The organism is Solwaraspora sp. WMMA2065 (assembly GCF_030345075.1).
Classification (GTDB): Bacteria; Actinomycetota; Actinomycetes; order Mycobacteriales; family Micromonosporaceae; genus Micromonospora_E.
In genome coordinates this window covers 3119497-3137398 of record NZ_CP128361.1, presented here as the reverse complement: position 1 = coordinate 3137398, position 17902 = coordinate 3119497, and the positions used below count along the sequence as shown (strand labels likewise).

Annotated in this window: 8 protein-coding genes; 1 reads left to right on the top strand and 7 read right to left on the bottom strand. The window is 71.6% G+C overall.

Translation table 11 applies throughout. The features are described 5' to 3' along the window. Nucleotides 1-17: 17 nt before the first annotated feature. The 3 genes from O7610_RS14095 to O7610_RS14085 form a co-directional block, all read right to left on the bottom strand. Nucleotides 18-3158, bottom strand: a complete 3141-nt coding sequence (locus O7610_RS14095; protein ID WP_289213471.1) for a non-ribosomal peptide synthetase — start codon at nucleotides 3156-3158, stop codon at nucleotides 18-20. A 63-nt stretch (nucleotides 3159-3221) separates the two neighbouring features. Continuing rightward, on the bottom strand, nucleotides 3222-4760 hold the full coding sequence (locus O7610_RS14090) for a class I adenylate-forming enzyme family protein (RefSeq protein ID WP_289213470.1): 1539 nt from the start codon (nucleotides 4758-4760) through the stop codon (nucleotides 3222-3224). Continuing rightward, a complete protein-coding gene (locus O7610_RS14085) occupies nucleotides 4757-10366 on the bottom strand; it encodes a non-ribosomal peptide synthetase/MFS transporter (RefSeq protein WP_289213469.1) in 5610 nt (1869 codons plus the stop codon). The genes O7610_RS14090 and O7610_RS14085 overlap by 4 nt, the downstream gene beginning before the upstream one ends. Nucleotides 10367-10549: 183 nt before the next feature. Here O7610_RS14085 and O7610_RS14080 point away from each other — a divergent pair, with 183 nt between their 5' ends. Next, nucleotides 10550-11980 (top strand): condensation domain-containing protein, encoded by a 1431-nt coding sequence (locus tag O7610_RS14080; RefSeq protein WP_289213468.1) that lies wholly within the window; start codon nucleotides 10550-10552, stop codon nucleotides 11978-11980. 275 nt (nucleotides 11981-12255) lie between these two features. On the opposite strand, the gene mmsB is transcribed toward O7610_RS14080, so the two are convergent. The 4 genes from mmsB to O7610_RS14060 form a co-directional block, all read right to left on the bottom strand. Beyond that, complete coding sequence (mmsB, locus tag O7610_RS14075; RefSeq protein ID WP_278170952.1) at nucleotides 12256-13437, bottom strand: multiple monosaccharide ABC transporter permease; 1182 nt, start codon at nucleotides 13435-13437, stop codon at nucleotides 12256-12258. Further along, entirely contained in the window at nucleotides 13434-14984 is a 1551-nt protein-coding gene (gene mmsA / locus O7610_RS14070) for a multiple monosaccharide ABC transporter ATP-binding protein (protein ID WP_289213467.1), read from the bottom strand. Before mmsA ends, mmsB begins: the two co-directional genes overlap by 4 nt. A 10-nt stretch (nucleotides 14985-14994) precedes the next feature. After that, nucleotides 14995-16137, bottom strand: a complete 1143-nt coding sequence (gene chvE, locus O7610_RS14065) for a multiple monosaccharide ABC transporter substrate-binding protein (RefSeq protein ID WP_281551187.1) — start codon at nucleotides 16135-16137, stop codon at nucleotides 14995-14997. Between the two features lie 351 nt (nucleotides 16138-16488). Further along, complete coding sequence (locus O7610_RS14060) at nucleotides 16489-17472, bottom strand: LacI family DNA-binding transcriptional regulator (RefSeq protein WP_281555677.1); 984 nt, start codon at nucleotides 17470-17472, stop codon at nucleotides 16489-16491. Nucleotides 17473-17902 lie beyond the last annotated feature (430 nt).

The following is a 17902-nucleotide window of genomic DNA, read 5'->3' as shown; positions in this document are numbered from 1 at the left end:
CGGCGTCGTCCGCCCGGTCAGCACCGGCCGCCGGCCTCGCGGACCAGGTTGGCGATCTCGGCGATCGTCGGCGTGTCGAAGAACGCGTCCAGAGGCACCTCGACGCCGAGCCGACGGTGGATCCGGCTACTGATCCGGGTGATCGTCAACGAGTGCCCGCCCAGGTCGAAAAGGTCCTCGTCGATGCCGATCTCGGCGATCTGCAGCACGTCCTGCCAGATCGACCGGATCGCATCGAGGACCGGGTCCGCCTCGGCGGGGTCTGGGGCGCCGACCGGGTCCGTACCGCCGGTCGTCGGTGCCGGCAGCGCGGCCCGGTCCAGTTTTCCGTTCGGGCTCACCGGTAGCCGGTCGAGCAGCACCCAGTCGGTGGGCACCATCGCCGTGGGCAGCGTTTCGGTCAGGTGCCGGCGCAGCTCGGCGACGGTCGGCGCGGCACCGCGGGGCGCCAGGTAGGCCACGAGCCGCGGCGACGCCTCGTCCGTACCGTTCAGCAGTACGGCGGCCTCGGCGAGAGCCGGATGCTCCAGCAGCCGGCCGGTGATCTCACCCAGCTCCACCCGGTGGCCGCGGATCTTCACCTGGTCGTCGGCCCGGCCGAGGAATTCCAGCCGGCCGTCGGGCAGCCAGCGACACAGGTCGCCGGTGCGGTACAGACGACGGCCGGCGTCGGTAGCGTACGGGTCGGGGACGAACCGCTCGGCGGTCAGCTCGGGGCGGTTCAGGTAGCCGTCGGCGACGCCCCGCCCGCCCAGGTACAGCTCGCCGGGCACTCCGATCGGCACCGGCCGCCGCTCTGCGTCCAGCAGGTACGCGGTGGTGTTCGGCACCGGCCGGCCGATGGTGACCTCGTCCGGCTGCGGCGGGATCTCCGCCATCGTCGCGTAGATCGTCGCCTCGGTCGGGCCGTACCCGTTGACCAGCCGGGCCACCCGTGAGCGCAACTGGCGGGCCAGCGGGACCGCCAGCGCCTCGCCGCCGGTGACCGCCACCACCTGGTCGTCGAGCCCGGCCTCCAGCAGGACCCGCCAACCCGACGGAGTCGCCTGCACATGTGTCACCCCGGTCTCGCGCATCAGCCGCAGCACCCCGGCGCCGTCGAGCGCGCTGACCCCGGAGGCCACCACCACCTGACCACCGGTGGTCAGCGGCAGGTAGACCTCGACCCCCGAGATGTCGAACGACGGCGAGGTCAGGTTGAGCCACCGGTCAGCCGGCCCACTGTCGAACATGTCCCGCATGCCGAGCAGGAGGTTGGCCAGCGCGCCGTGCGGGACACGTACCCCCTTGGGCCGCCCGGTGGAACCCGAGGTATAGAGCACGTACGCCAGCTCGTCCGGGTCGGGCAGGTCCGCGGTCCACGGGTCAGCGGCCCCTGGGGCACCGGTTTCTGGGTCAGCAGTCGTCAGATCGAGCTGGTCGAGGGCGAGCACCGGTGGCCCGGCCGGCAGGGCGGCCGCCGTACCGCTGGTGGTCAGTACCAGCGCCGGCGCGGCGTCGTCGAGGATCATCGCCTGCCGGGCCGGCGGATAGTTGGGGTCGACGGGCAGGTACGCGGCCCGACTGCGCAGCACCGCGAGCAGCGCGACGACCGCCTGCCAGGAGCGGTCCAGCAGCACGGCGACCAGCGATCCCGCCCCGACGCCACGGGCCCGCAGCAGCCCGGCCAGCCGAGCGCTGGCCGCGTCGAGATCGGCGTAGCTCAGCGTACGCCCACCGTCGACGACCGCGACGGCGTCCGGTGTCCGCCGTACCGCCGCCGCGAACAGCAGCGGCACGGTCGTGTCGGCCGGGTAGTCACGGCCGGTGGCGTTCCAGCCACGGCAGACCAGCTCGGACTCGGCGGGAGGCAGCACCGGAAGGTCGGCGATCGGCTGTTCCGGGTCGGTGGCCACGGCGGCCAGCAGGGTCCGCAAATGGTCGCCGACCCGGGCGACGGCGGCGGTGGGAACGGCCGTCGGGCTGAACTGCAGGTTGATCTCCAGGTGCTCCTGGTCGCTGTCCGGTGCCGGCCCGTCGACGACCTGGATGTGCAGCGCGTCGCGGGCCGCGCCGCTGAACATCGCCCAGTCGACGGTGGTCGGCACCGCGTCGAACACAGGTCCCGGCGCGCGGCGGCGGTAGCCGATCGACACCGGGGTGAGCGCGGGCGCCGGCCGCAGCCCGGTGGCAACGTGCGCCAGCGGGACGGCCCGGAACCGGTTCAGCGCCCGTGTCTCGTCCCGGACGGCGTGCGCGAGGTCACGGAAACCCGCGTCGTCGGGCACCGGGACGGTGACCGGCAGTTCGTTGACGAACAGGCCGATCTCGTCGGCGTCGTCGGCGGTACGGGTCGACACCCCGACGCCGACCGGGACCTGCTGGTTGCCGTACCTGTGCAGCAGCGCGTGCACCGCGGCCAGCAGCAGCTCGAACCGGGTGATCCCGAGCTTGCGCCGGGCCTGGTCGAGCCCGGCGACCAGACCCGGCGCCAGGACCACCGGTACGGCGTCGCCGGGTTCGGCGCCGGTCGGCACCCGGGTGAGACCGGGCAGCACCAGCCCACCCGGGCCGGACCAGCGGGTGGCCCAGTGTTCTGCGGCCGCCGCCGACTCGGCCGCGACCCGGTCCCGTTCGGTGCCGGCCCGTGCCGCGTACCCGTCGGTCGGTGCCGCCGGCAGTTCGACCGGGCGACCGGCGCGGGCGGCACCGTATGCCGCCGCCAGGTCCCGGACCAGCACGTCCTTGGACGTGCCGTCGAAGACCAGGTGGTGGGCGGTGATCAGCAGCAGGTGCCGGTCACCGTCGGCGGCGGGGATCAGGCTGAACCTGGCCAGCGGACCGGTGCGCAGGTCGTGGCGGCGGGCGATCTCCGCCGCGATCAGCCGGTCGGCGTCCGCGCCACCGGCCGACGGCGTCAGCCGCTGCAGCGCCTGATGCTGCAGCGTCGGGCGGTCGGCGGCCGGGGCGAGTCGCGGTACGCCGTCGCTGTCGTCGACCCGGGTGGCCAGGACCGGGTGCCGGTCGACGACGGCGGCGCACGCCGTGGCCAGCGCTGCCTGGTCCAGGCCGGCGGCGAACCACACGCCGAGGGCCATGTGGTACGCCGTACCCGCCACCCCGGCCTGTTCGGTGAACCAGACGGCGTGCTGTGCGTACGTCGCTTCGGCGGTGCCCACGGGATCCTCCTGGTACTGCTGTTGTCTTGTCGATGTCGGACGGTGCGGCCGGGTCGGAGCCGGTCAGCCCGGCGGGTCGAACAGCGCGGCCAGCGCCCGTTTGAGGACCTTGCCGGCCTCGTTGCGGGGCAGCGCCTCGACGACCAGCACCCGGGCCGGCAGTTGGTAGTCGGCGAGCCGGTCGGACAGGAAGGCACGCACCGCGGGCAGGGCGAGTTCGTGCGGTGCATGCCCGGCGCGGGGTACCAGCACCGCCCCGACAGCCGACCCGAGCACGGGGTGCGGGACGGCGACCGCGGCCGCCTCGCCGACGGCGGGATGCTCGTGCAGCGCGGCCTCCACCTCCAGTGAGGAGATCTTGAAGGCACCGGACTTGATCATGTCCTGGTGCCGGTCGGCGAGGTACAGGTAGCCGTCGGCGTCCAGCCGGCCGAGGTCACCCATCCGGACCCAGCCCTGACGGAAGGTCGCCTCGGTGGCCGGGCCGTCGCGGTAGTACGAGCGCGGATGCGGGCAGCGCAGCCAGACCTCGCCGACACTGCCCGGCGGCAGCGGCCGGCCCTGTTCGTCGGCGATCATCAGCTGACCCTCGGCCGGCCGGCCCACGGCGGCCCGTCGTGCCGGGTCGAAGACCATCACGGTCTGGGCGGGGGCGGCCTCGGTCGACGAGTAGTAGTTGACGATCGTCGCGGCCGGGAACGTCGCGGCCAGCCGGGTGGCGACCGCCGGTGCGAGCGCCGCCGCCGTCGACCCGATCAGCATCACGCCGGAGGTGTCCCGCGCCCGCAGGGCACCGGAGTCGAGCAGTTCGATCGCCATCGACGGGACCAGGAAGACGGTGCCGGTGCCGGGCGCGGTCACCAGGCGGGCGAACCGCGCCGGGGTGAACCGGGGCAGGGTCAGCGCGGCCGGCTTCGCGGTCAACGCGTTGAACAGCATGGTCTGCCCGGCGTTGGTGCCGATCGGGAAGGCGTGCAGGAAGCGTTCCGAGTGGGCCAGGGCCAGCCGGCGCGGGTGGTTCGGCGCCCCGGCCACGAGGTTGGCGTGACTGGCGCCGACGCCCTTGGGTCGGCCCGTGGTGCCCGAGGTGTAGAGGATCTGAGCCAGGTCACCGGGGCATGGCGGGGGAGCGGGCGCGTCGGTGCCGTCGGCGACCAGGTCGGCGAGCGCCAGTGGCGCGACCCCGGCGGGTACGGCCGGCGCCGGTCCGGCCGGAGCGGTCAGCGGGCCGTGCAGCACCAGCCGGGCGGCGCAGTGCCGCACCGCGTACTCCAGTTGGGCCGGGGCGAGACGGTCGGACAGCGGCACCGCGACCGCACCGGCCCGCAACACCGCGCAGTACGCCACGGCGTAGCCGGTCCACTCCCGCGCCGCGAACACCAGCGCGATCCGGTCACCGGGGGTCACCCCGGCCCGTCGCAGCGCGGCGGCCACCGCCAGCGACCCGACCCGCCAGTCGGCGAAGGTGAGCTGGCCCACGCCGTGGACCTCAATGGCGACCCGGTCGGGGTGCAGGGCGCAGCGCCAGTCGAGCAGTTCGGGTACGGTCCGAGCGGCCGGCGCGGCGGCCGGCCGCCGGGGGACACCGGTAGCTGGGCTCATCGGCCACCGCCGGGGGACGCCGGTTGCTGGGCTCGCTGTCCACCGCCGGGGGACGCCGCCACCCGGGCCTGCCGGGTCTCGATGCCGACCAGGTCGTCCGGCGGGGCGTCCGGCACCTCGTCGTCGAACCGGGACAGCACCCGGGTACGCATGGAGACGATCGCGGTCAGCGCGATGCAGACGCCGAAGGCGATGTAGAGCAGGGCGATGCCCCGGCCCGGACCGACCCCGATCACCAGCCCGACCGTGCCGGCCAGCGCCCCGTCCGGCATCAGCAGCGGCTCCATCAGGCTGGTGGCCAGCGGGGCGATCACCCCCCAGCCGAGTGGCATCGTCGACCAGGCGACCATCTGGTTGAGCGCGAAAACCCGACCGTGGAACCGGGGCGGCACCTTGATCTGGATGATCGTGTTGTAGATGCCGTTGACCAGGCCGAGCGCGCAGTACATGCCGAACGCCCCGGCACCGATCACCAGCAGGCTGGGGCGTAGCCCGGTCACCGCGCAGGCCACCGCGATGCCCAGCGTGCCGATCAGCACGGCCCGCATCCGGTAGCGGCGTGGGCCGCCCCAGACCAGCATCACCAGCCCGCCGACGGCCGCGCCGACCCCGCCGGTGAGCGCGATCCGGGCCACCTCGGCCAGCTCAGCGAAGCCCAGCACCAGCGGGGAGAGCAGGAACAGCACCGGGAACAGGAACAGGTTGAGGGCGGCGAAGAAGGCGAGCATGCCGCGGAACTCCCGGCGGCGCAGCGAGTAGCGCAGTCCGTTGAGAATCTCCTGCCCCAGGCTCTCTCGCCGCTGCAGCGCCAGCGTGCGGGGGAACCGGATCGCGATCAGCACCGTGACGGCGAAAACGTACGCCACCACGTCAATGATCATGATGCCGCGCAGTCCGACCGCCTCCAGCAGCGCGACCGCCAGCAGCGGCACCATGAACTGGGTCAACCCGACTGCGGTCTGGGTAAGGCCGTTGGCGTGGCCGAGGAAGCGTTTCGGCACCAGCTGCGGCACCGCCGACACGAACGACAGCCGTTGGAACGCCAACGCCACCGACAGCCAGCCGACGAGCAGGTAGAAGTGCCAGATCTCGGCCCGGTCGGCGATCAGCAGCCCGGCCATCACCGCCTTGGCGCCGCCAGCGGCGACGCTGGCGGCCAGTAGCACCCGGCGGCGACTCGTCCGGTCGATCAACGCCCCGGCCAGTGGGGCGATCAGCAGCCCGGGAAGCAGGCTGACGATCGAGAACAGGGCGAACCGGGCCAGCGAACCGGTCTCCAGATAGATCCACAGTGGTACGGCGAAGTTGGTCAACGCGGTGCCGGTGGTGGTGACGATCTGGCCGGCCGCGACCAGACCGAACCGGCGCAGGCTGGGCTGTGGCCCACCTGCCCGGTCCGGTCCGGTCGCCGCCCGGTCCGGTGCCGACGGTCCGGACCGGGCCCCCGGCGGATTGGCGGCCGGGCCTCGGTCGGAGACCGCGTGCAGCCGCCACGCTGGGTCTTCCACCCCCGCATCGTCGGTGGGTGGCACGTCTGGTTCGGCCGGTACGGCGAGCCGGAGGTGGACGCCGGTGACGATCTCCGCCAACTCGCCGGCCCGGTACTTGAGGAAGTAGTGCCCTGCCTCGTCGATCACCGCCAGCGCGGTGCGGTCGGACAGGAAGTGCCACTCCTGGAAACGTTCCTCATGGAAGTCGGTGCCCCGGTCGCGTTCCCCGACGACCGAGATCACCGGGGCGCGCAGCGGGGTCACCTGGTCGCGCATCAGCGCGGTGAAGTAGTCCTCGCTGACCCGGGCGTCGTGACGCATCGCCCGGATCAGGAACGCCGCCTCTTCCGGGTCGAGGGAACCGATCGACGTGCCCTGCGCCTGCAACCAGGTGCGGTAGATCCGGTCGCTGCGGACCCGCTCCACCAACCGCAGCCGCAGCAGCGGACCGAGCAGCCCGCCGGTCGGCCGGCCGAACGGGAAGATCGCACCGAGGTAGACCGCGGTCAACTCCCGCCCGGCCTGTTCCAGCCGGCGGGCCACCTCTACGGCGAGCGCCCCGCCGGGCCCACAGTGGCCGTAGAGGATCAGCGGTCCGTCGACCCGGTCCAGGATCTCCGCGACCACGCCTTCGGCGACTTCGTCGATCGGTGCCGGCTCGTCGGCCAGCCCGATGTCGTGCCCGGGCATCGCCACCGACAGCAGCCGCCAGCCGGCCGGCAGCGCGTCGGCGAGTGGCTGGTAGACCACCGCGCTGCCGCCGCCGTACGGGACACAGACCAGGGTGGCGACCCGCTCGGCGGCGGAGGTCGGTGCGGTCAGCTCATGCAGCAGCCGACCCCGCTCGGTGTCACCGTCGGTCAGCAGGGCGGCGAGTTCGCGTACGGTGCGGTGCCGGAACAGGTCCATCACGCTGACAGCCGGAGGCGCGCCGTCGCCGACGCGGACCGTCGGCAGTTCCCGGCGCAGCCGGGCGACCACCTGGGTGGCCAGCAGCGAATGCCCGCCCAGCTCGAAGAAGTCGTCGTCGGCGCCGACCCGGGGCACCTGCAGCACCGCCTGCCAGACGGCGGCGATCAGCGTCTGCACCGGACCGGTCGGCTCGACGTACTCGCGGGCGGGTTGATCGTCGCCCGGTTCCGGCAGCGCCCTGCGGTCGATCTTGCCGTGCTCCTGCAGCGGCAGCCGGTCCAGCCAGCAGTACCGACTGGGGATCATGTGGTCCGGCAATCGGTCGGCGAGCAGCCGGCGCAGCTCGGCCGGCTCCGGCCCGTGCGCCGTCTCCGGTGCCGGGTCCTGCGGGGCGCGTTCCAGGTAGCCGACCAACCGGTCGTCACGCAGCAGTACGGCGGCCTGCCGTACCCCGGGAATCTCGCGCAGCGCCGCCTCCACCTCACCCAGCTCCACCCGGTAGCCGCGGATCTTGACCTGGTGGTCGGTGCGGCCCAGGAAGAGCAGTTCGCCGTCGGCACGCCACGCGCCGAGGTCACCGGTGCGGTACAGCCGGGAGCCGGGCGGACCGAACGGGTCCGGGACGAACCGCTGCCCGGTCAGCCCGGGCCGGTTCAGGTAGCCGCGGGCCAGCCGGTCGCCGCCCAGGTACACCTCACCCGGTACGCCGACCGGCACCGGCCGCAGCCGGGCGTCGAGCACGTGCACCCGGGCGTACGGCAGTGGGCGGCCGATCGGCACGCTGCCCGGCCCCCGCTCGTGCGCCGACACCCGGTAGGTGGTCACCCCGACGGTGGCCTCAGTCGGTCCATAATGGTTGAACACTGGTACGCCGTGCCCGGCCAGGTCCGCCGCCCAGTCCAGGTCGGCCGCCTCCCCGCCCAGGATCAGCGCCCGCCGGGGCAGCAGCCGCGCCGTGTCAACCTCGGCGGCCAGCGCCCGCAGATGCGACGGCGTCATCTTCAGGTAGTCGATCCGTCCGGTGCGCAGCGCGTCGGCGAGCTCCTCGCCGGTGCATCGCCTCGGCACCAGATGCACGCAACCGCCGGTCGCCAACGCCAGGTAGAACACGGTGACGCTGAAGTCGAACGACAGCGACTGCAGCAGCGCGTACCGGCCGGCCGGCACGACGTCGAACCGCTCGGCGACCCCGTCCAGATAGTTCAGTACCTGCCGGTGGGCGACCGCGACCCCCTTGGGCACGCCGGTCGAGCCGGACGTGTAGATGACGTAGGCCAGGTCGTCGCCGCCCGCCGCCCCTGCCGGCGGCCCGGTCGGCTGCTTTGCGACGACCGGGGCGATCCGGTCCAGGCAGGTCGCCCCGGCGAGGGCCGCCTGGGCGGCGTCGCCGCCCAGCTCGGCGCGGATCGCGCTGCTGGTCAACACCACCGTCGGGGCGGCGTCGGCGAGCATCAGCCGCAGCCGGGCGGGTGGCTGCTCGGGATCGAGCGGCAGGTAGGCCCCGCCGGCCCGCAGTACGGCGAGCAGCGCGACCGCCAACTGCACCGACTGGTCCAGGCAGACGCCGACCAGGTGGCCCGGCGCGACACCCTGCTCCCGCAGCTGGTGGGCCAGCTGGTTGGCGCGTCGGTCCAGCTCGGCGTAGCTGATCAGGTCGTCGCCGTGGACCACGGCGGGTGCCTGCGGGGTGGCCGTGGCGTGCCGGGTGACCAGGTCGCCGAGGTTGACCGCCCCGGCAGTGGCCGGTCGTGGCCGGTCGGTGCCGGGCACCGGGCCGGTGCTGAACGCGGTCAGTTGCCGCTGCTGTGCGTCGTCGAGCAGCGGCAGATCCACCACCGGCCGGTCCGGGTCGGCCACCGCGGCGCGCAGCAACGCCCGGTAGTGCCCGGTGAGCCGTGCCACGGTGGCGGCGTCGAACAGGTCGGTGTTGTAGACCAGCATGGCCCGCAGCCCGTCGCCGGTCTCGCTGACGTAGAGCGACAGGTCGAACCGGGCCGCCGCCGTGTCGCTGCCGAACGCCCCGGTGGTGATCCCGCGCGGCCAGCTGCTCCGCGCCCGCGAGTAGTTCTGCAGGGTGAACAGCACCTGGAACACCGGCGCCCGACTGACGTCGCGGGCGACGTTGAGCTCCTTGACCAGACGTTCGAACGGGACCTCCTGGTGGCTCAGCGCCCGTAGCACCCGCCCCCGGGTACGGCGCAGCAGCTCACCGAAGCCCGGCTCACCGCCGTCGCCGGCACTGCTGGCACCACCGCGATCGCCGGCACCGCCACCGCCGGCGCCGTTGGCCGGTGCCCGGGACAGGTCGGCCCGGATCGCCACCGTGTTGACGAACAGCCCGACGAGGTTCTCCACCTCCGGCACCACCCGGCCGGCGACCGGTGATCCGACGGCGAAGTCCCGCTGCCCGCTGTACCGGAACAACGTCGCCTGCCAGCCGGTGAGCAGCGTCATGTAGAGGGTGCTGCGGTGGGCCCGGCTCAGCCGGCGCAGCGCCGCGGTGAGCTCGGCGTCGAAGCCGAACCGGTGCACGTCGCCGGCGTACGACTGCACGGCGGGTCGGGGCCGGTCGGTCGGCAGCTGCAGCGGCGGCACTCCGGCGAGCGCCCCGGTCCAGTAGGTGAGCTCCCGCTGAACGGCCGGCCCGTCACCGCGTACCCGCTGCCAGGCGGCGTAGTCGGCGTAGTCGATGGCCGGTGCCGGCGGCACCGGCAGACCGTCGGTGAGCGCGCCGTAGAGGGCGGCGACCTCGGCCAGCAGCAGGTTCAGCGACCAGCCGTCGCTGACGATGTGGTGCATCCCCACATGCAGCACCTGGTCGTCATCGCCGAGCCGGACCAGGAGCACCCGCAGCAGCGGTGCGACGGCCAGGTCGAACGGGGTCCGCACGGCGGCGTCGACCAGCTCCCGGGCGTGTGCCTCGTTGTCGGCGTCGAGCACCGTGAACGGTACGGTGACCTGCGGTACCACCTCGACCTGCGGCTCGCCGTCGAGGTTCTCGGTGAACCGCATCCGCAGGCTGTCGTGGCGGGCCGCGGCGGTATCCACTGCGGCACGCAGCAGGTCGGCATCGAGCGGTCCACCCATCCGTACCGTGCTGTGCACGACGTAGCCGGCGGTACCCGGCGTCAGCTGTTCGGTGAACCAGATCCGCTCCTGACCGAACGACAGTGCCGGACTTTCCCCTTTTCGGTGCTGAATCACTTGTGATTGGATCGGGACATCCTGCGCTGGTACGTCGAGATTCGTCACCCGGATTGCCTTTGATTCGTCTACGTGAGCCATCAGCCTGACCCCCGTCGTCGGCACAGCGGAATCAACTTTTAGTGCACTGTGGTACGGACGAATGATCGATTCGATGCATGTCGTGCCGTCGTACCGTCGGGAATGCGATTCGTCGATGCCGTCGTGCCCGCCGAGTGGGCCATGGACGAGTTGGTCCACGCGGAGTTCCACGGTGGCCGGACTGAGGTGGCCCACATGACCTGGGCGCAGCAGGTCATGTGGCGGGCCGCCGCCCTGTCGAGGACCCAGCACCTGTTCCTCAACCTGCGTCGGGTGCTGGCGGTGCCGCGTCGGGCCCCGGCCGACCTGTCCAGCGTGGTGCGGGCAATCGGCGTGCTAGTCGGCCGGCACGGCGGGCTGCGTACCCGGGTATGCCGGACGGCGGACGGCACGTCGCGGCAGGAGACCGCGGCGGCCGGGCAGGTCCCGGTCCTGGTGGTTGCGGGCACCGGCGACGGCGCCGTGGCGGCCGCCGAGCTCACCCGCCGGCTGGGTGATATCGCCTTCGACCACGGTCGGGAGTGGCCGGTGCGGTTCGCCGTGGTGCGGGTCGACGGCGTGGTACGCCAGCTGGTGCTGGTTTTCAGCCACTCGACCGTGGACGCGTACGCGGTCGAGGTGGTGCTGCGTGACCTGCGGCTGATCCTGCTCCGGGGCGACCTGGGCACCCCGGCCGGGCTGCAGTCGGTGGACGTGGCCCGCCGCCAGCACGGGCCGGACCAGCGGCACTCGGGCCGTACCGTGGCGTACTGGCTCCGGCAGTACCGCCGGCTGGCCGACGTCTCGCTCGACGAGCCGGCGCCGCCGGCCACCCCACGGCTGCACCGGGGCACACTGGTCTCGTCGGCCGCCGCCACCGCCGCCCGGATGGTCGCCGCCCGGCATCGGGTGAGTTTCTCGACGGTGCTGCTCGCCGCTACCACCGCCCTGTCCGCCGGAGCGACCGGGCGTCAGGTCTGCGGACTGTTCAACATGTCGCACAACCGCTTCCGGCCCGAGTACGTCAATGCGATCGCCAATCTCGGTCAAATCGGCTTCTGCGTGCTGGACATCGCCGATCGCCCGGGTTTCTTTGAGCTGCTACCACGGATCTATCGGGTCGCGCTGGACGGATACTTGCACGCCTACTACGACGCCGTCGCGATGCGGACGACGTTCGAGGAGCTCGGCTACGACTACACCACCGCATTCCTGCCGCACTACTATTTTAACGACGTCCGGCTGCCCGGCGGGGACGTGGTGGACGACGTGCCGCCGGTAGCCGAGCAGCAGTTGCGGGCGGCCGCCGACGACAGTCGCTTCTCCCGGACCGACGGCCTGGACGCCGCCTCCTGGCACCGCCTGCTGCACGTGGTGGACGAGCCGGATGCGCTCGGCCTCACCTACACGGTCGACACCCGGTTCCTGGCACCGGAAACGATCGAGCCGTACCTGCGCGACCTGGAGTCGCTGCTCATCGAGGCCGCCTACCGGGACGTGCCCTGGCCCTGGCAGCCCAGCCCTGGCGGCGGACGGGGCCAGATCGTCAGGTGAAGCCAAGCTGGTGCGCTAGGACGACATGGGCCTGCCCCGCCCCCGTCGTGTGGGAGCAGGGCAGGCCGCGGTAGGCGTGGTTGCCTACGGTTCGCGGTACGACGTCCGTGGCTGGCCGTGATGGTCACCGCCGCCGGGATCGCCGGCGGCTCCGGGCTGTCGCCGAGCATCAGGAGGTTAGCGGTGCGGGCTGCGGGTGTCGGACCGGTGGGGTCGATGGTGAGCTGCGCCGCATCCCGGTGGACAGCCCAGGCGGTCCGGGTGGATCGGCGGGGTCAGCGGGAGGCGACGCCGGCGCGGCGCTTGCTCCACACATCGAAGGCGACCGCGGCCAGCAGCACCGCACCCTTGACCAGCATGACGTTCTCACTGGGGGCGCCGATCAGCGACATCCCGTTGTTGATCACGCCCATGATCAGACCGCCGGTGACCGCGCCGACCACCTTGCCGACCCCGCCCTGCACGGCCGCCCCGCCGATGAACGCGGCGGCGATCGCGTCCAGCTCGAAGGTGTTGCCGGCGGTCGGTCCGGCCAGGTTGAGCCGGCCGGCGAAGATGATCCCGGCCAGCGCGGAGAGCACCCCCATGTTCACGAAGATCCAGAACACGACGGACTTGACCTTGACCCCGGACAGCACCGCGGCCTGCAGGTTGCCGCCGACCGCGTAGATCTGCCGACCGAACACCGACCGCTTGGTCAGCAGCGAGTAGCCGAGCACCAGGGCCGCCAGCAGCACCAGCACCCACGGCAGGTTCTTGAACCGGGCCAACTGCACGATCACGAACAGCACCGCCGCCGAGGCGCCGACGATCTTGAACAGGAAGACCGGCATCGGCTCCACCGCCTGGTCGTAGCCGAGCCGGGCGACCCGGGCCCGCCACTGGCTGACCGCGATACCGCCGACCGCGACCAGACCGACCAGCAGGCTGACCAGATCGGCGCCGCCGAGCGGGCCCAACCCGATGTTGCCCAGATAGCCCTCGGTGAAGCCGTTGGCGAGGGTACGCACCGGATCCGGGAACGGCCCGATGCCCTGGTTGCCGAGCACACTCAGGGTGAGCGCCCGGAACAGCAGCATCCCGGCCAGGGTGACAATGAACGCCGGGATGCCGAAGTACGCGATCCAGAAGCCCTGCCAGGCGCCGATCGCGGCACCGGCGATCAGGGTGATCAGCAGGGCCAGCGGCCAGGGCAGGTCGTGCTCGACCATCAGTACGGCGGCGATCGCCCCGGTCGCGCCGACCACCGAGCCGACCGACAGGTCGATATGCCCGGCGATGATGACCAGGATCATGCCGATCGCCAGGATCAGCACGTACGAGTTCTGCACGATGATGTTGGACAGGTTCTGCGGCTGCAGCAGTGCCCCGTCGGTCAGCACCGCGAACAGCACGACGATCAGCCCGAACGCGATGTAGATGCCGCTCTCGCGGACGTTGATCCGGGCGACGCTCACCGGTCGGCCCCCGATCCCTGCTCCTGTCCCTGCACCATGTGCTGCATGAGTCGCTCCTGGGTGGCGTCGGCCCGCCGCACCTCGCAGGTGATCCTGCCGGCCGACAACGTGTAGATCCGGTCGCACAGCCCGATCAGTTCGGGCAGTTCAGAGGAGATGACCAGGACCGCCGTACCGTTGTCGGCGATCTGGTTGATGATCGAGTAGATCTCGTACTTGGCGCCGACGTCGATGCCCCGGGTCGGCTCGTCCAGGATCAGCACGTCCGGCTCAGTGAAGATCCACTTGGACAGCACGACCTTCTGCTGGTTGCCGCCGCTGAGCTTGCCGACGATGCTCGCCACGCTCGGCGCCTTGATGTTCATGCTGCGGCGGAACCCCTGCGCCGTCCGGTGCTCGGCGCCCTCGTTGACCCAGCCACGGCGGGCCAGCCGGGTCAGCCCGGCCGCCGACACGTTGCGCTGGATGTCCTCGATCAGGTTGAGTCCGTACCGCTTGCGGTCCTCCGTGGCGTACGCGATGCCGTGGTCGATCGCCTCGCGGACCGAGCGCAGCTGGATCTGCCGGCCGTCCTTGTAGACCCGGCCGCTGATGTCCCGGCCGTACGCCCGACCGAAGACGCTCATCGCGAGCTCGGTCCGACCGGCTCCCATCAGCCCGGCCAGCCCGACGACCTCCCCACGGTGCAGGGTGAGGTTGGCGTCGGCGACGACCACCCGGTCGCCGTCCGGGGAGCGCACCGTCCACTCCTCGATCCGCAGCGCCTCGGCGCCGATTTTCGGGGTGCGCGGCGGGAACCGGTGCTCCATCGACCGGCCCACCATGCCGGCGATCAGCCGGTCCTCGGTGACCTCGTCGTTCGCCGGGTCGAGCGTCTCGATCAGTTCGCCGTCGCGCAGGATGCTGATCGTGTCGGCGATGGCGAGGATCTCGTTGAGCTTGTGCGAGATGATCACACAGGTGATGCCGGTGTCCCGCAGCCCGCGGAGCAGGTCGAGCAGGTGCGCGGAGTCCTCGTCGTTGAGCGCGGCGGTGGGCTCGTCCAGGATCAGCAGCTTCACCTGCTTGGACAGCGCTTTGGCGATCTCGACCAACTGCTGCTTGCCCACCCCGATTTCGGCGACCAGGGTGGTCGGATTCTCCGTCAACCCGACCCGGCGCAGCAGCTCGGCCGCCTGGTGGTTGGTGTGGTTCCAGTCGATGAGCCCACGGCGGGTCTGTTCGTTGCCGAGGAAGATGTTCTCGGCGATCGTCAGCTGCGGGCAGAGCGCCAGCTCCTGGTGGATGATCACGATGCCCCGGTGCTCGCTGTCCCGGATCCCGGCGAACCGGGCCGGCCGGCCGTCGAAGCTGGTCTCTCCGGCGTACGACCCGTGCGGGTAGACGCCGGAGAGCACCTTCATCAGGGTCGACTTGCCGGCGCCGTTCTCGCCGCAGATGGCGTGGATCTCGCCCCGGCGTACGGTCAGGTTGACGTCGTGCAGGGCACGCACGCCGGGGAACGTCTTGGTGATGCCCCGCATCTGCAGGATGGCGTCGGTCGGCATGATCGTGGACTCAGCCCAGCTGCTCGGCCGAGTAGTAGCCGCTGTCGATCAGCACTTCGTAGTTGCTCTTGTCGATGATCACCGGCTCGAGCAGGTAGGACGGGACGACCTTCTCCCCGTTGTCGTAGTCGGTGGTGTTGTTGACCTCCGGCTCGTCGCCGCTGAGGACGGCGTGCGCCATCTCGACGGTCTTCTTGGCCAGCTCGCGGGTGTCCTTGAAGATCGTCGAGTACTGCTCGTCGGCCAGGATCGACTTGACCGAGACCTCCTCGGCGTCCTGCCCGGTCACCACCGGGTAGGGCTGGCCGGCGGTGCCGTATCCGCTGCTCTTGAGCGCGGACAGGATGCCGATGGAGAGCCCGTCGTACGGCGAGAGCACCCCGTCGACCGTGACGCCGCCCTGGTAGGTGCGGGTGAGCAGGTCCTCCATCCGCCGCTGTGCGGTCTCCGGGTCCCAACGCAGGATCGCGACGGTGTCGAAGTCGGTCTGGCCGCTGCGGATCACCAGCTTGCCCGAGTCGATGTGCGGCTGCAGCACCGACATCGCGCCGTCGAAGAAGAAGGTGGCGTTGTTGTCGTCCGGCGATCCGGCGAACAGCTCGATGTTGAACGGGCCGTCGGCCTCGCCGGCGGAGCCGTCCGCGTTGAGCATGCCGAGTCCGACCAGCAAGGACGTGGCCTGCTGTACGCCAACCTTGAAGTTGTCGAAGGTGGCGTAGTAGTCCACGTTCGGGCTGTTGCGGATGAGTCGGTCGTAGGCGATGACCGGGATGCCCTGGTCGGCGGCCTGCTGCAGCTGGGTGGTCAGCGCCGTGCCGTCGATCGAGGCGACGATCAGCAGCCGGGCGCCCCGGGTGATCTGGTTCTCAATCTGGTTGACCTGGGTCGGGATGTCGTTCTCCGCGTACTGCAGGTCGACCTCGTAACCCAGCTCCTCCAGCGCGGCCTTGACGTTGTCGCCGTCGCTGATCCAGCGTTCGGAGGACCGGGTGGGCATGGTGACACCGACCAGGGCCCCCGTGTTGTCGCCGTCGCCGGTCTCCTGGTTGATGGTCTTCTCGCTGGAGCCGCAGGCGGCCAGGCTGGTCGCCAGGGCAGCGGCTACGCCGATCGTGGCCAGCCGTTGGATTATGGTGCTCGTGCGCAGTTGCACGGACGTCTCCCTCTCTGGGATGGGCTGCGGGCGGTGGCGCCGCAGGCGGGAGGTTGTGGTGCCGTGGGCGATGAGGTGCCGGACCGCTGGGCGGTGCACCGGGCACGGCGGGCGGCCGGTGGCCATGCGGCCCCGTCACGCTGTCGGGTTGCTGCAAACTATCGGTGGCACTGTGAGTCGCAGTGTTATCGCTCACAAGTTCGCTGTCAAGAGCCCCTACGCGATCCTTGGGAAACCGATGCGAAACATCCGACCGCCCGCGCCGGCGTCGCCCCGACGCCTCCGTTGCGGGACGTTTCCACAGCTCAAGGGCTGGATGTGGAGCGCCGTCGGCTCTGCTGGCGGGCCGGTTCAGCTGGGCGCGGCGACGCTGCGCCGGTGCACCAGGGTCGGCTCGATGGTGTGCCGCTCGTCGCTGCGCGCGCCCGACTCGATCTGCCGCAGCAGCAGCGCCAGACTCGCCTTGGCCACCGCGTCGAAGTCCGGCCGTACGGTGGTCAGCGGTGGGGTGAAGTAGGCGGCCTCCGGCACGTCGTCGAAGCCGACGATGCTGACCTCGTCCGGCACCCGCCGGCCCCGCTCGCTCAGGGCCCGCAGGATGCCCAGCGCGAGGTGGTCGTTGGCGGCGAAGATGGCGGTGACGTCGCGCATCCGGGCCAACATCTGCCCGGCGCGGTAGCCGGACGCCGCGCTCCAGTCGGCCGGCACCAGTGGCGGGACCTCGGCGCCGGCGTCCCGCAGGGTCTGCTCCCAGCCGTGGATCCGCCCGGCGCTGTCGAACCAGTCGCCCGGACCGGAGACGTGCCAGACGGTCGGGTGACCCGCGTCCAGCAGGCACCGGGTGGCGGCCCGGGCCCCGGCCGCCTGGTCGACGGTGACCAGCGCGGTGTTGTGCTGCGGGTCACCGTCGATGGTGACCAGTGGCACTCCGGCCGGCACCTGTTGCACGGCCTCGCCGGCGGAGACCACCGGTGCGAGCACTACCAGGCCGGCGACCCGCTGGTCGAGGTGGCGGTCGACGACGCCAGCGATGGACTGCCGATCCAGACTGCGGACGCTGCCCACGTTGACCGCGAACCCGGCGGCCCCGGCGGCCTGCTCGAACGCGGCGAGCAGGGACGCTGGGCCGTAGAGCGTCGAGTTCTGTGCCACCACTCCGATCACCTGTGACTTGCCGGTGACCAGGGCGCGGGCCGCGCGGTTCGGCCGGTAGCCCAGCTCGGCGATGGCGGCTCGGACCCGTAGCCGGGTCTGTTCGCGCACGTTGGGGTGACCGTTGAGAACCCGGGACACCGTCTGGTGGCTCACCCCGGCCAGCCTGGCCACATCCGTCATCGCTGGTTCCCGGACGCTTCTGCTGCTCACCGCTGCCCACCTCAAGTCCGGCCGGGACGTGCCGGCACTGCCGATGATCTTCAGACCCGGCGTGGTGCCAGGGCCGCGGAACTGGACCGGCCGGGTGGGCCGGGCTGTCTTCCGGTGCCCGTGCCAGCTCCGTCAACAGCGAGGTTAGCGGTCACCCACCGGGAGCCGCCATGGGCTGGCGGCGAGCCGAGGGGAGAACCTGGTTCCGCCGATCCGGCAGCGGTTGCCCTACTACGGAGACCCGACCGGATACCCTGGTCTGCGACCGTTGTCGATGTTATCGCTCATCTGATCGTCCCGCCCCACTCGGTGGTGCCGAGGAAAGTTGTCGCAACAGAGCGGTAACGGCCGCGATCCACCCCCTTGACGTGCTCGATGAGAACGGTAACACTCCTGAAAC